Origin of the sequence: Paraburkholderia sp. D15 (assembly GCF_029910215.1) — a bacterium.
Taxonomy (GTDB): domain Bacteria; phylum Pseudomonadota; class Gammaproteobacteria; order Burkholderiales; family Burkholderiaceae; genus Paraburkholderia.
In genome coordinates, this window is record NZ_CP110395.1 from 4,194,072 (window position 1) to 4,207,297 (window position 13,226).

The following is a 13,226-nucleotide window of genomic DNA, read 5'->3' on the forward strand; positions in this document are numbered from 1 at the left end:
CCGCTCCCCGCGGGAGAGTATTACGCAGTGTAGGCGGTTTGTCATGCCCAAAACTCGATATGTATTTTCCGGGAGACAGCCGCCTTTCGGTACGCTTTCACTCGTTAAGCATCCCATACCAGGGGGATTACTGATTAACCCTTAAACGAGGTTGCGCAACAGGCTCGCGGTCTCCTGCAAGGTCGGCAAAACCCGGTGCAGCGCGGCGTTCGCCGACTCCTGACCGATCGGCATGCTGACGCTGATGGCAGCCACCACCGCGCCATGCCGGTCGCGCAACGGCACCGCCACGCCGCGCACGCCGAGTTCGAGTTGCTGGTCGGTGACGACGTAGCCGTTGCGGCGAATTTCGCCGAGTACTTCACGCAGACGCTCGACCGTCGAATAGGTATGCGGCGTGAACACCTTGATCGGATACGTAGCCAGCCATTGTTCGATGTTTTCCGGCGCCTGGAATGCCAGCAGCACCAGCCCCGCCGACGACAACGGCGCCGGCGCGCGCGAGCCGAGCACGAAGCCGACCGCCATCGCCCGATTCACGCCGTTGCGTGCGACGTACACCACGTCGTGTTCGTCGAGGATCGCGACCAGCGCGGTTTCCTGCACGGTCGCGGTGATGCGTTGAAGGAACGGCTGCACGGTACGCGGCAGACGCGCCGAATCCAGATACGACTGGCCGAGCCGCAGCACGCGCGGCGCGAGCCAGAACAGCTTGCCGTCGGTATCCACGTAGCCGAGTTCGCGCAGCGTGAGCAGATAGCGGCGCGCCGCCGTGCGCGATAGATGTGCGCGGCCGGCCACCATGGTCGGCGTCATGCGCGCGTGTTCTTCGTCGAATGCTTCGATGATGGCCAGCGCTTTCGCGGCGCCGGCGATCCAGTCTTTCTCGTCCATTGCGTTTGCCTGAAATGCGGTCGGCCTGCCGGTTCGCGTCGTTCGTGTGATGGGCGCCATGGACGTCGTTGGCGTCGTCCCGGCGATGGCCGTTGCCGGATTATCACGCGAGTCGGCGGCTATCGTGGGGACGGTGGCGGCGGCCGCGACATCGGAGCCGGTCAGCGGGAAAGCAGTCATTGGAGCGTCGAATCGTGTCGTCATTTGAAATCCCAGCGCATCTGTTCGACGATCCCCACGCCGCGCGAGGTCCGCACGCATTCGCTGAGATAGTCGGTGAACGGTAGTGGCTCGAAGCCGATTTCCTTACGCAGGCGGCGGTTGTCGAACGCGTAGTCCAGTTCCGCGAAACCGGCGTAGCGGCGCAGCGCATGTTCGATCAACCGGCCGCTGCCGCTGCGGTCGCGGCCCACCACGTCGCGGGCGATCGCGCCGAAATCGCGCACGCGGCACATCGAATAGCGGCGGCCGGAGGTGCCGGTCGCCTCGTCCATCGCGCCGATGATCTGGCCGATGGTCGGCGCTTCCGTGCCGGCCGACACGTGGTACGTATCGAACGCCAGCGTCGGCTTCACCGCCAGCAACGCGATGGCGCGCGCGCAGTCGTCGGCGGATACCACGTCGAGCCGGTTCATCGCGCGCGCGGTGAAGCGACGTGCGCCGTGCACCACGCGAAACACCCAGAACAGACTCGCCGACGGCAGGGTGCCGAGCACCGTGTGCCCCACCACGATCGATGGCCGCACGACCACCAGCGGCAAGCGCGGATAGGTGACGCGCAACAGCCGCTCGACCTCGCGTTTGCTGCGCGTGTACGGCACGATGTGCTGCGATTCGCCGTAGCCGAACGGCGACTCCTGGACATTGGCGCCGCATTGCGTGCCGCACGCCATCGCGGTGCTCACGTGCAGAAAACGCCGCAAGCTCCGGCTGCCCGAGAAGCGCGACGCGAAGCGCAAGGTGTCGCGCACATTCGTGTCGGCCATGTCGGGCTGCGTCGGGAGCGACGCCTGCGCCGCGCAATTGATCACGTGCGAGATTTCAGCGAGTCGCGCCTCGTCGGCCTCCGGCAGCTCGCCGCCCAATTCGCCGACCATCACGTTACTTTCGCCGATGCGCAGCGCGCGGCTATGCGGCAGACCGCAGCGCACCGCCGACACACGCAAGCGCGCCAGCGCATCCGCGACGCTCGCCCCGCGCACGAGGCACACCAACCGGTCGAGGAGCCCGGCATTGATCAACGTCACCAGCAGATTGCCGCCGATAAACCCCGTCGCCCCGGTGAGCAGCACACGGTCGACGCCCGGCGCTTCGCCGCGCACCGGCGCGACGAGGCTGTCCTGCCACGCGTTGGACAAAGGGGTGTGCCATGCAAACATCGCGAGCTCCTTGACGGGAGGCCGGATCGGCGCGCCGCGCTGCGGCACGATCGGATCTTCGGTATGGGACGGAACTCCGCAGTCTAGGGACGCCATCTCGTGGCGTCTGTTTTGAAGTTGAGAGAATCTGTGCAGGTTTGTATCGAAGTGTTGAAATGTGTCGGCGTGCGGACACCGCAGACCCGTTTTCACGCGCGCGGATAGAATCAGCGCTTGCCGCCGCACTCCACGCGCGTGCCGCGTTGACTCCGGCCGCTGTCGTTGCAGCCACAACCATTCGCCCACCCTGCCTTGAAGCCCGACACCCGCCAACATCTCCGCGCCAATCTGCTGATGCTGATCGCCGCGATCATCTGGGGCTCCGCGTTCGTCGCCCAGCGACTGAGTCTCGATGCGATAGGTCCGTTTCTGTTCACCGGTTTGCGCTTTCTGCTCGGCGCGCTGGTCGTGCTGGTCCTGATCGTATGCGTACGACGTCCCGCGCTGGCCGAACTGACGCGGCGCGAACCCGGCGGCGCTCGTGAGTTGCTGGGCGCCGGCGCGCTGCTCGGGCTGGTGGTCGCCGGGTCGATCTCGTTGCAACAGATCGGTCTGCAGTACACGAAGCTCGCCAACGCCGGCTTCATCAGTTCGCTGTATGTGGTGATCGTGCCGCTGCTGGGCGTGCTGTTCCGGCATCGCACGGGAATCGGCACGTGGCTCGGCGCGGCGCTGGCGGCCATCGGCATGTATTTCCTGAGCGTCGACGAACACTTTTCGATGCTGTACGGCGACTGGTATCAGCTCGGCGGCGCCCTCGTGATTTCCGTGCAGATGATGCTGGTCGGCCGCTACGCGGCGCGACACGACACGTTGATGCTGGCCTTCGTGCAGTTCGCGACCTGCGGGCTCGCGTGTCTCGCGGTCGGCCTGTTCGTCGAGCCATTCAGCCTCGCCGTGATCGCGCGCGCCGCGCCGACGATTCTGTACGGCGGCGCTTTATCGGTGGGCGTCGCGTACACGATCCAGGTGGTGGCCGCGAAACATGCGGCGCCTTCGCATGCCGCGGTGATCTACAGCATGGAAGGCGTATTCGCCGCGCTCGCCGGCTGGCTGGCGTTCGGCGAAACGCTGTCGGTGCGTGCGCTGTGCGGATGCGCGCTGATGCTGGCGGGGTTGATCGTGTGTCAGGTGATGCCGGTCTGGCAGCGCGGCCGCGCGGCTCAAGTGTCTTCCTGAACCTGGCGCCAGTCGCCCCATTCGATACCGAAGCGCGCCAATCGCGCTATCCGTTTGCTCGACGGAGTTGTTGGTCGTGTGGAGCAAAAAAGCAAAGGCCGACGTCACCGCCGGCCTCTATTCAATGCTTCTGATTCGCCTCAAGCCGCCCGCGGATGCGCATACAGACTCGGACCATCGGCTGTCGGCGGGAACACGCACCAGCAGCCGTCGTCGTGACGGAAGAAGAACAGGCCGCGCAAACCCAACCCGCTTTCCATCGACGTCTCCACTCTCACATAGCGTCGGCCGCCAAGCCGCGTGCGACTGAATTCGGTCACGTGCACCGACTCGGAGGTCGTCGGCGCCAGCCATTTCTCCACCAGAAAACGCAGCGACTGTTCGCTCGCGACTCTCATGATCCGCTCCGCGCCGGCTTGTCGCGTTGCGCGTCGCGCGTGGCGTCGGCGTTGTCGGCGCTATCGCCGGCTTCGTCGCGGGCCGCGGCGTCGGCCTCGTGTTCCGCCGATGCGAGCGCCATCGCCCGGTTGGTGGCTGCCGCCCGCAACGCGGTGCAATGGGAGGCATGTCGAATATCCGAAAGAAGACGGACAAGCTGTCGTGCTGTTCTGCGTTTCATTCCACACCCCCGCACTGCACCAAGAACTTCAGAAACTACTTTAACTCTATGCCCGGATCGGGCGTTGCCGAAATCTTTTCGACGAAATAGCAACAGTTGCGCTTGCAAAATCAGACACGCAATCTTCGTACCGTCCGGTCTCAATGTGCGCGTCGGACGCGCACCGGTATGTACGCTCCCTATCGCTAATAACGGATGAAAATGCGTTCGGCTCTACAGGGGTATACCTGGTCTCGCACGAAAGTTATCCACATTTGCCTATGAATAACTTCGGGATATCGCATGGAACAGGCTGTGCGCGGATTCTTGATAAGCCGGGCGGAGAGCCAGGCCCCGTCAAAGTTGTCCCGGCTTTGTAGTTTTTCTACAGACCTATTTCGCAGGGTTATGGAATCGCCATGACATTGATGTGACGGGATATTTAGGAGTTATCCACAGAAGGGGTTAACCCTTGTTAACTATTACTACGTATGTATACGAAGAAGGTAAACAACATGGGATAAGTGCCGCTTCGCGCTGCGTTCGAAGGCTGAGCGGTTAACGTCAGCCTTCTATCTGATGCGTTTGCTTCGACGCGTTTGTTTAGGTTAACGCCCTTCCCTCACACTCACGGTCAACACGATCAAGGCGTAACTGTCGCACCGCTGGCCGGTTGCACCGCCGCCGCTGCCGCGGCTTTGTCGATGGCGTCGGGCAATGGCAACGGATTGGGTGGCGTGGCGACTTCGACCGGCATCGGCAGTAAACGCGTTTCGATGTGGCTGTTGGTCACCGGCTGCGTGCGCACCACGGTCTGCAAATAATGATCGACGAGGCCGAAGAACCGGTCGTAGAACTTGCCCGACGGAATGGTCTCGCTCGATATCTTCACCATCGCATCGTTGTTCGAGCGGATCGGCAACGACAGCGACCCCAGCACGCTAAGCCCGACACTCGCCGACGTATCGCTCTTCTTCAGCGCAAAACCGTTCTGCACCGCATTGACGTAAACGATGCTCGTATCGCTCGCCTCCTCGCCCGGCGTACAAACCACGTGAAATTCGACGACGACGTGCGTATCGCCGGTCGGCTGAAAGTTCTTCGTGCCATCGACGGTGTCGGGGCGCGACATCGTCGTCAGATAGCCCTGACTCAGGAGCGCGCGGCGGGCGGCTTCGCAGGCGTCGGTGGTGCTCGAATTGAAATTGCGTGCGTACGGGCTCGCGCCGGTTTCGAACAACTCCTGCTGGAATTTCGGTTGAGGCGTGGTGTTGCAGGCGGCAAGGCTCAGCAGGCCGAGCAGCGCGGCGGCGGTCGATTTGGAAAACGAGGTCGGCATGATCGTTCGGAAGGGGCGCTGCGCGAGCGCGAATGGGAAAGCATTGTAGAGCGCTTGCCGGACGCGCGTAAAAAGCGCGTGACGCACCGCTGGCGTGGGCTCGAGCGGTGCTCGATCCAGCGATGTTCAGCAACGATTCGTCGCCGAGAAAGGTGGCGGGAAAGGGAAGAGAGCTGGCGGGACAGGCGCGCTGCCTTGAGACATCCGCCGCGGCCGCGCGGCAGGGAAAATAAAAAAACTTAGTGCGCTGCAGCCGCCGAGCCAGCCGGCCCCGACACTGTCGTGCCGCTTGCACCGGCTGCCGAGGTCGCCGGTGCCGCAGTGGCGCCAGCCGACCCGGCCGGCACAGTAAACGCATCGCTCCAATCGGTCTGCGACGCGCAGCGATCCGCTTCGCACGAACCGGCGCTTTGCGCGTCGGAATGCTGAGCCGCGTCGCGCGGCGGTGCGATGCCGACGAAATCTTCCGCGCGCAAGCTCACCTTCTGCGCGTACGCCTTCGAACCGCCATAGCTTTTCAGCGCGGCGTTCAGGTCGCCGTTCGCCGAGCGCATGTAGCCGTACAGAATCGCCGAGCCCACGTCGATGTTCGCGGTCGGCTCGGTGAGGTCCTTGACGTTACGCAGCAGCCCGCGATGCGCGCCGGGGACGACCTGCATCAGCCCGGTCGCGCCGTTGGCGCCCTTGGCTTTTTCCTTGAAGCGGGATTCGATCGAGATGATCGCCAGCAGGAGCGCCGGCGGCAGCGAATATTTGGAGGCGGACGACTGGACCGCATCGGCGATCTTTTGAGCTTTTTCTTTTGCCAAGCCGAATTTCTGCGTCAGATACGCGGTCATGCGGTCGCTGTTTTCGTCAGCCGTTGCGTTTTGCATCAGGCCGAGCGAAAGCACGATCAGACAAAGTAATCGGCTCATCGCAGTGGATGGAAAGAAAAAGGGATACGCGCATTATAGCTCTGCCCCCAAATGGCTCTCCCCAAGGCCGAAATTCGTCTTAAGAATAGGGCCTTGGGGACAACTTTACGCAGCCCGACAGCTTGCTCGTCCGCGTTATTTCGACGGCTTCGATGCCGGCCGGATAGTCGACGATTTCAGTACGTAGCCATCGTTGAGCGTGGTGAGAAAAGCGGCCACGTCGTCGATATCCCGTTCCGACCAGACCGGGCGCTCGCCGGCTTTGCGGGTCAGCGGCTCGTCGGTCGTGTCGACGTTTGCGCGCAGCGCGACCGGCAGATCGTTGAACTTGTCGACCTTGCCGCGCGCATCCTTCGGATACCACCTGGCCGGATTCGTATCGCGTTGCACGTAGAAACGCAGCGCGTCTTTCAGCGTGTGAAAACGGCCATTGTGGAAAAACACCTGGCGCGTCGCGGTATTCCGCAGCGACACCGACTTGAACAGCCCGCAATTGCTCTTATCGCTCGCCTGATCGGTGCGCAGCGGCCCGCATAGCCCCATATCGAAGTACGCCGGATTCGCGTTCGCGCGCAACTCCGGATTGCGAGGCACGCCAAGCGCCTGGAAGTTGAAGTCGGTGAATAACGGATGCGAGCCGTCGACGCCCGACTGGTCGATATGGCAGGAGGCGCAATTGCCCCCCGTCGGACTGTCGAACAGTTTTTTGCCTCTCAACTCCTGTTCAGTTAGTTGCAATTTACCGTCCAGGTAGTAATCGAACTTGCTGGTGTACGGATGGAAGCTGGGGTCTTCGAGTTCGAAGCGCTCGATCGCATACATGGCCTGCGCGATCGCCTTGGTGCGATCCACGAAAATGTTCTGGCCGAACACTTCCTTGAAGCGCGCTGCGTAGGGCGCGCGCTGCAATCTGTCGACGAGCGCAGCCGGATCCTTGTTGGCCATTTCGTCGGGATTGAAGAGCGGGAAACTCGCCTGATCGTGCAGATGGTTGAAGCGCCCATCCCAACCGAAGCCGCCGACCGGCGCGTTGTCCGTTTCGCTAAGACGCTCGGACAGGCTGGCCGCCTGTGCGTGACTCCAGACCGGCGTGCGGTTCAGCACGTAGCGCAAACTCGGCACGGCGCGCGTGCCTTGCGAACGCATGTCGGGGCCGCCCAGTTGCGCGGCCAGTCCGTTCGGTGGGCCGTAGGCATGCGACGGGCTATGACAGCTCGCGCACGACATCTTGCCGGAGGCCGACAAGGACGCATCGAAGAACATCAGCTTGCCGAGCGCGGCAGCGTCGCTGTAGACGGGCTTCGCATCGGCTGCTGCGGTAGCGGCCGCCATGGCACCGCTTTGCCCGGCGCTAACCGGCGACGGCGCACCCGCGGCCATCGCCGGTCCAGGCGCCAGCATGCCGCTCAGCAACCCACCCACCGCCGCCCAGCGCGCCACGGCGCGCGACATGAGCACCGTGGGCGACCGGGTCGAGTTGAGCGACATCAATCGCAAGACAAAAAACTGCATGGAATCCGCTTACAGGTTCGTGAAGATGTCGCTGCCGAAGCCGACGAGCCCCGCCTGCCCTGCGTAGCCAAGATGGTCGAGCTGGAAAATGTCCTCGATGCTCTTGAGCATCGAGTAGTGGTTGTACTGCACCGTCGACACCGTACCCGGCTTGATGAACTTCGAGATCATGACCGCGCCGGTCTGGTCGCCGCCGAAGCTCTGCTTGGTCAGATTGATCGTCACGCCCTTGTACGTCAGCGACGAGGTCTGCGGGAACGGCGCCAGATTCGGGCCCGGCTGCTGGCTGCAGCAGGTCGTGCCGGCAAAGATCAGATTCTGGGTGGTCCCGCTCTGCGTCACGGTCGCGTAGCTGCTTTCGTCGAAGTTGATGATCAGCAGGCCGTCCTGCTGGAACGCCGGCGACGCCGTGATGATCGGCACCCACTTCTGCAGGAACGTATTCGCGCTCGTCAGGCCGCCCGGCTGGCCGTTCACGCACGGCGAGTCATGCCCGTCGTCGCACAGGCTCGGCGTGATCAGGTTGAAGTTGGCCGTCGTCGAGATGGATTGCAGATCGGTCGTGAGCTTGTTCAGGTTGACGACGTTCTGCCCGCAGTCCGGCGAATCGATGATCGAGTGGAAGTACATGAACGGGTTGTGGCGCGTCGCGTACTGATCGCCGAGCGGCACCGCCGCGCTCGGCACTTCCGCCGTCTGCGTCAGGTCGGTCGTGTTGAGCGTCGGGTGACCGCAGGTGGCGGCTTCGCGCGTCGGGTCGTTGCCCATGTCGCCTTCATAGCCCTTCCACGTGAAGCCCGCTGCCTTCAACTGGTCCGGCAGCGTCTTGATACTGGCCGGATACACGCAACCCGAGCCGATCGCCTGGCCGTCCGGCGTCATGCCGCTCAGCTTGTAGTCTTCGTAGGTGGTGCAGTCGTTGTCGGTGTCGGGCGTCGGCGCCTGACCGCTGATCATCGAGATGTAGTTGTCGAGGCTCACGTGCCCGGTGCCGTAGTACTGCTGCACCATCGCGCCTTGCGCGGCGAGCGTCTGCGCGAGATACGGCGCCTTGGTGCCCGCGCCGAAGGTCGTCGCGTAGTTTTCGTTTTCGAGCGTGATCACGAACACGTGGCGAATCTGCTGCTGGCCGACCGGCTGCGCCTTGATCGATGAAGACGAGCCGCATGCCGCGATCAATACGCCGATCAGCGCCGCGCAAACGACCGCGAATAAAGCACGCAAACTACTGCGTTGTGTCATGTTGATTGCCCCTGAATGTTGCCGTTTTGGTGGGGGCAAACTCTAGGGAGCGCTTGTGACTTCGGCGTGACGAATGCCACGCGTTTGTCATATATCGGTCATGTCGAGCGTCTTATGACAGCGTTTAAAGCGCCTATCGCCGCGCGTTCAAGCCGAGTACCGCCGATGCAGATTCGCGACCACTTCCGCGATCTTGACGCGTAACTCCGGTGGCGCCAGCACTTCCGCTTCGCTGCCGAAGCGCAAGAATTCCGCGCACGCCTGGCCGGTCGAGCCGACGGGCAAGGTGACGACGCACCAGCCATCCACGGGATCGGGTTCGCCGAATTTCGCGGATGCGCACGCGAACGGCGAGGTGAACGCTTCGAGCATGCGTACGCCCCAGGGCGACAGACGCAAGGTCGCTTCGTTCGCGTACATCTCCTCCGACAGACGACGCGTGCTGGCATCCCAGTACGTCGCGAGATCGAACGATGTCAGCCGCTCGAAGGTGTCGTCAAGCAGACTCAATTCGAGAATGCGAGCGATCCGGTAGATACGCACGTCCGCATCCACACGTCCCACCACATACCACGCGCCGCTTTTCAGCACGACGCCGAGCGGCTCGATGCGACGCGACTTTTCCGCCTTCCAGCTCTGATAGCGAATCTGCAGCGGATGCTGTTCCCAGACCGCGCGCGCGATCAATGGAAGATGCGCGGGCTGGTCGGCATCGGAGAACCAGGCGGGTGCGTCGAGATGAAACCGCGAACGCATGCGCTCGGCGGTGGAGCGCAACTCGACCGGCAACGCGGCAAGCAGCTTGGTCTGCGCGCCGGCCATCACGGCGCCGAGTCCGAGCGCCTGCACGGGCCCAGGCAAACCGGACAGAAACAACGCCTCGGCTTCCTGCGACGACAGCCCGTTCAGACGCGTGCGATAACCGTCGAGCAGGCGATAGCCGCCCTCCGCGCCGCGCTCGCTGTGCACGGGCACGCCGGCGGCGCTCAGCGCGTCGATGTCGCGATAGATGGTGCGCAGCGAGACCGAGCACTCGTCGGCCAGCGCCTGCGCGGTCACGCGGCCACGGGCTTGCAGCGTCATCAGGATGGAAAGAAGGCGGCTCGCTCTCATTTGCAGCAGTGTAGTCATACCTGACAGAAACTGACAGGTAGGGGGACTTAGGATGAACGCAGCCCGGCGCGCCCGTATTGCACCTGTGTTGTACCGGTGTCGTATTTATGTCGCGCCGGTTTTCGACATCACGCTTATCCGGACACTTCAACCATGACCACCGACCGCACCATCACGCTGTTCCATTCGCCGCAATGCCGCTCGGTGAGCGCGCTCACGCTGCTGGAAGAACTCGGCGCGCCCTATCGGCTGCACGTGCTGAACATGAAGGCGGGCGAACAGCGCAAGGCGCCGTACCTCGCGATCAATCCGCTCGGCAAGGTGCCGGCGATCCTGCACGGCGACGCGCTCGTCACCGAACAGGTCGCCATCTTCATCTATCTCGCGGATCTGTTTCCCGAGGCAGGACTCGCGCCGGCGCTCGACGACCCGCGCCGCGGCCCGTATCTGCGCTGGCTCGTCTACTACGCCGCGTGCTACGAACCGGCACTGGTCGACAAGGCGATGAAGCGCGAACCAGCGCCGCTCGCCACATCGCCCTATGGCGATTTTGATTCGATGCTCGGCACGCTGACGAATCAGTTGCAGACCTCGACGTATCTGCTCGGCGAGACGCTGTCGGCGGCGGACATCCTGTGGGGCATCGCGCTGCACTGGGGCATGATGTTCAAGCTCGTCCCGGAAACGCCGGTTCTGCGCGCCTACACCGAGCGCATCTGTTCGCGGCCGGGTTTCGTGCGCGTCAGCGAACGCGATACGGCGCTCGCGGCCGAACACGCGGCAGCGGCCAGTGGGATTTGAGACAATGACGCCCGCCGGTGAATGTCTTGCCGGCGCAACCGGGCCGGCCCCGGCGCTTTCGCGGGTGCGGACGCGCCGAAGCCGCGCCCTTGAACAAGCGAAGTTGTCAGGTATGAGCAAGTCCAGCTTTATCCCCAGCGTGCCCGCCCGATCCGAGGACGATTTCGATATCGCGGCGACCTCGAAACTCGCCGGCTACCGGCGCTTCTACGGCGTGCTGAAAGTGGTGCGCACCACCGACGGCCGCGTGCTGTTTCCGTTCGACGGCGCGCCGGAACTCGGCCCGTATGCCACCAAGCTGGAAGCGGTCGCGGCGGCGCAGGTGTACGGCGAACACATCGTGGCGAGCGATCTGGCGCGTCCGGAGCTTTGAGCGCTGAAGCCGTGCGTGCCTAGCTGACGGGCACGCCACCCTCGGCCCACGTCTTGAAGCAGGCGAGCCGCCTGCGCGTCTGCCGCCGGTACCAGAAGCCCGCAGCCGGCTCCATGATCCAGCGAAGCCACGCCGGCGACGTGCGGAAGTTGTAGGTGAACGTGACGCGGCACTGCGTCGGCGATTCGGGGCGGAACTTCCAGCCGCCGCTGAAGCTGGCGAGCAGACGCGGACCTTCGATCATCGACACCGCGGCGACATGAGGCGGCTGGAACGACACGTAACGCGAGACCATCGTCAAGCCGCCGCGACTTTCGATGTATTCGTCGACGCCTACGTCCGGCGCCGTCGCATCGCCGAGCAACTCGGCGCGCGTGGCGAACGGGTCCCACTCGGGACGCCGCGCATAGTCTTGCGACAGCGCGAAGAGCCGGTCGGCGCTGCCCGACACGAGTGTGCTGACGGAAAATTGCATGGGGTTCGACGAAACACGATAGCGGACTTCGAATCGTAAAGCCTTTTCAGTTATCGGCGCGTTAATGAAAATCCGGATGTCCGCGGCAAGATGCGCGCTTAACGGAAGCAGGTTTCGGCTTCTAATGCACTTATCCCGCGATTTCCATCCCATCATTCAGTACGCGAAGTCACCATTAACGTCAGGCGGCAAAAAAATTTGGCACTCGGTAGATCGTTTGCTAGCATTTCAGAACCATCCCAACCGCTACCAGCCTGAGGCTTGGCGCTCTGCCTGGCGTGTGAAACGCCAGCACACGTAATAAGCGATTCAATCTCGCTTCGTCACTTAATAATTCTGAATTATTCCGCCCCCAGTACGTTGGGCGCTGGCGATATACGCCTTTTCCGGCGCCTTTTCGTTCTATTCGGCAATTCGGCGTGTCGCGCATCCGCGATGAGCGCCGAAAGACACGTCTTTGATGTCCTGCAACGCTACATATCCAATACGAGGGAGTATGCGGTGGACATACGCAAGCTTGCTTATCGAAGTGGTGCGGCGTTGCGCGCGCGAACGCGAACGCGAACGCTGACCATCCTGATCCTGACCGCCGCTTGCGGCGCACATGTCGCGCTCGCACAGGCGCCTCAATCCGATGGTGGCAATGCCCCGCCGACGGCTCAGCCTGAAGTACAAGCCGAAGCCGTCAAGGCGCTCGACGCGATGGGCGCTTATTTGCGCACCCTGAATCGTTTTCGCGTCGATGCCGACAGCGTCACCGATGCCGTGCTCACGACCGGGCAGAACGTCGGCTTTCTGCATCGCACGGAAATGTCGGTTCAGCGGCCGGACAAGATACGTATCGTCGTTACCGGGAGCCGTTCGCCAAAGGGGCTGGTCTACGACGGGCGGAGTGTCGTGCTTTTCGACGATGCGCATCGTTACTACAGCAAGGTGCCCGCACCGCCGACGATCCGGCAACTGATCGCGGATATCGACGAGAAATACGGCGTGCAGTTGCCGCTCGTCGACCTGTTCTACTGGGGCCAGGATTCCGACGACGAGAAAGCGCTATCGAGCGCATTGTTCATTGGGCTGGACAGGGTCGGCGGCAAGTGGTGCAGACATTATGTCTATCAGCAGCCGGACCTCGACTGGGAACTGTGGATAGAAAGCGGCTCGCGTCCGTTGCCGTGCCGCTTCGTGGTCACCGACACGACTCAACTGTCACGCCCTCAACATGCCGTCAATTATCACTGGACGCTAAATCCATCCTTCAGCGCGGATACCTTCAGGTTTAGCCCCGCCTCCGGCGCGCGCCAGATTCCGTTGCGCGCACCGGGATCGGCTGCCGATGCATCGCAAGGAGACGCGCCATGAATACGT

14 protein-coding genes are annotated in these 13,226 nt (G+C 63.0%); 4 read left to right on the plus strand and 10 right to left on the minus strand.

Features of this window, described 5'->3' with window-relative positions:
• Positions 1 to 141: 141 nt before the first annotated feature.
• Positions 142 to 894: an IclR family transcriptional regulator C-terminal domain-containing protein gene (locus LFL96_RS18360; protein WP_280996602.1), complete on the minus strand. Its 753-nt coding sequence runs from the start codon at positions 892 to 894 to the stop codon at positions 142 to 144.
• 200 nt (positions 895 to 1,094) lie between these two features.
• The gene (locus tag LFL96_RS18365; protein WP_280996603.1) at positions 1,095 to 2,273 is read right to left on the minus strand and encodes an SDR family oxidoreductase; all 1,179 of its coding nucleotides are present in this window, start codon (positions 2,271 to 2,273) and stop codon (positions 1,095 to 1,097) included.
• Positions 2,274 to 2,564: 291 nt separating this feature from the next.
• Between LFL96_RS18365 and LFL96_RS18370 the strand changes: the two genes are divergently transcribed.
• Positions 2,565 to 3,491 carry a DMT family transporter gene (locus LFL96_RS18370; RefSeq protein WP_280996604.1) on the plus strand — a complete coding sequence of 309 codons (927 nt, stop codon included), beginning with the start codon at positions 2,565 to 2,567 and terminating at the stop codon, positions 3,489 to 3,491.
• A gap of 140 nt (positions 3,492 to 3,631) precedes the next feature.
• Here LFL96_RS18370 and LFL96_RS18375 read toward each other — a convergent pair whose 3' ends face one another.
• The 7 genes from LFL96_RS18375 to LFL96_RS18405 form a co-directional block, all read right to left on the minus strand.
• Positions 3,632 to 3,889, minus strand: a complete 258-nt coding sequence (locus tag LFL96_RS18375) for a hypothetical protein (RefSeq protein WP_280996605.1) — start codon at positions 3,887 to 3,889, stop codon at positions 3,632 to 3,634.
• Positions 3,886 to 4,011, minus strand: a complete 126-nt coding sequence (locus tag LFL96_RS18380; RefSeq protein WP_280996606.1) for a hypothetical protein — start codon at positions 4,009 to 4,011, stop codon at positions 3,886 to 3,888. Before LFL96_RS18380 ends, LFL96_RS18375 begins: the two co-directional genes overlap by 4 nt.
• A gap of 721 nt (positions 4,012 to 4,732) precedes the next feature.
• Entirely contained in the window at positions 4,733 to 5,428 is a 696-nt protein-coding gene (locus tag LFL96_RS18385) for a DUF2242 domain-containing protein (RefSeq protein ID WP_280996607.1), read from the minus strand.
• Between the two features lie 239 nt (positions 5,429 to 5,667).
• Positions 5,668 to 6,345: a transglycosylase SLT domain-containing protein gene (locus tag LFL96_RS18390; protein WP_280996608.1), complete on the minus strand. Its 678-nt coding sequence runs from the start codon at positions 6,343 to 6,345 to the stop codon at positions 5,668 to 5,670.
• A gap of 135 nt (positions 6,346 to 6,480) precedes the next feature.
• Entirely contained in the window at positions 6,481 to 7,677 is a 1,197-nt protein-coding gene (locus LFL96_RS18395; RefSeq protein ID WP_281000828.1) for a cytochrome c peroxidase, read from the minus strand.
• Between the two features lie 189 nt (positions 7,678 to 7,866).
• On the minus strand, positions 7,867 to 9,099 hold the full coding sequence (locus LFL96_RS18400; protein ID WP_280996609.1) for an alkaline phosphatase family protein: 1,233 nt from the start codon (positions 9,097 to 9,099) through the stop codon (positions 7,867 to 7,869).
• 147 nt (positions 9,100 to 9,246) lie between these two features.
• Entirely contained in the window at positions 9,247 to 10,212 is a 966-nt protein-coding gene (locus tag LFL96_RS18405) for a YafY family protein (RefSeq protein WP_280996610.1), read from the minus strand.
• A 153-nt stretch (positions 10,213 to 10,365) separates the two neighbouring features.
• Here LFL96_RS18405 and LFL96_RS18410 point away from each other — a divergent pair, with 153 nt between their 5' ends.
• Positions 10,366 to 11,013, plus strand: coding sequence for a glutathione S-transferase family protein (locus LFL96_RS18410; RefSeq protein ID WP_280996611.1), 648 nt, complete (start codon positions 10,366 to 10,368; stop codon positions 11,011 to 11,013).
• A 112-nt stretch (positions 11,014 to 11,125) separates the two neighbouring features.
• Positions 11,126 to 11,386 (plus strand): DUF6723 family protein, encoded by a 261-nt coding sequence (locus LFL96_RS18415; protein ID WP_280996612.1) that lies wholly within the window; start codon positions 11,126 to 11,128, stop codon positions 11,384 to 11,386.
• Positions 11,387 to 11,405: 19 nt separating this feature from the next.
• Here LFL96_RS18415 and LFL96_RS18420 read toward each other — a convergent pair whose 3' ends face one another.
• Entirely contained in the window at positions 11,406 to 11,861 is a 456-nt protein-coding gene (locus tag LFL96_RS18420) for an SRPBCC family protein (protein WP_280996613.1), read from the minus strand.
• Between the two features lie 360 nt (positions 11,862 to 12,221).
• On the opposite strand from LFL96_RS18420, the gene LFL96_RS18425 reads away from it, so the two are divergent.
• Entirely contained in the window at positions 12,222 to 13,220 is a 999-nt protein-coding gene (locus tag LFL96_RS18425) for a DUF2092 domain-containing protein (protein ID WP_280996614.1), read from the plus strand.
• The last annotated feature ends 6 nt before the right edge of the window (positions 13,221 to 13,226 follow it).

Bases quoted from the DNA above. Each gene is read 5' to 3' on its own strand.
- LFL96_RS18400 (WP_280996609.1), bottom strand. From the start codon at position 9,099: ATGACACAACGCAGTAGTTTGCGTGCTTTATTCGCGGTCGTTTGCGCG.
- LFL96_RS18365 (WP_280996603.1), bottom strand. From the start codon at position 2,273: ATGTTTGCATGGCACACCCCTTTGTCCAACGCGTGGCAGGACAGCCTC.
- LFL96_RS18380 (WP_280996606.1), bottom strand. From the start codon at position 4,011: ATGGCGCTCGCATCGGCGGAACACGAGGCCGACGCCGCGGCCCGCGAC.
- LFL96_RS18405 (WP_280996610.1), bottom strand. From the start codon at position 10,212: ATGAGAGCGAGCCGCCTTCTTTCCATCCTGATGACGCTGCAAGCCCGT.
- LFL96_RS18415 (WP_280996612.1), top strand. From the start codon at position 11,126: ATGAGCAAGTCCAGCTTTATCCCCAGCGTGCCCGCCCGATCCGAGGAC.
- LFL96_RS18375 (WP_280996605.1), bottom strand. From the start codon at position 3,889: ATGAGAGTCGCGAGCGAACAGTCGCTGCGTTTTCTGGTGGAGAAATGG.
- LFL96_RS18410 (WP_280996611.1), top strand. From the start codon at position 10,366: ATGACCACCGACCGCACCATCACGCTGTTCCATTCGCCGCAATGCCGC.
- LFL96_RS18420 (WP_280996613.1), bottom strand. From the start codon at position 11,861: ATGCAATTTTCCGTCAGCACACTCGTGTCGGGCAGCGCCGACCGGCTC.
- LFL96_RS18360 (WP_280996602.1), bottom strand. From the start codon at position 894: ATGGACGAGAAAGACTGGATCGCCGGCGCCGCGAAAGCGCTGGCCATC.
- LFL96_RS18385 (WP_280996607.1), bottom strand. From the start codon at position 5,428: ATGCCGACCTCGTTTTCCAAATCGACCGCCGCCGCGCTGCTCGGCCTG.
- LFL96_RS18390 (WP_280996608.1), bottom strand. From the start codon at position 6,345: ATGAGCCGATTACTTTGTCTGATCGTGCTTTCGCTCGGCCTGATGCAA.
- LFL96_RS18395 (WP_281000828.1), bottom strand. From the start codon at position 7,677: ATGGCGGCCGCTACCGCAGCAGCCGATGCGAAGCCCGTCTACAGCGAC.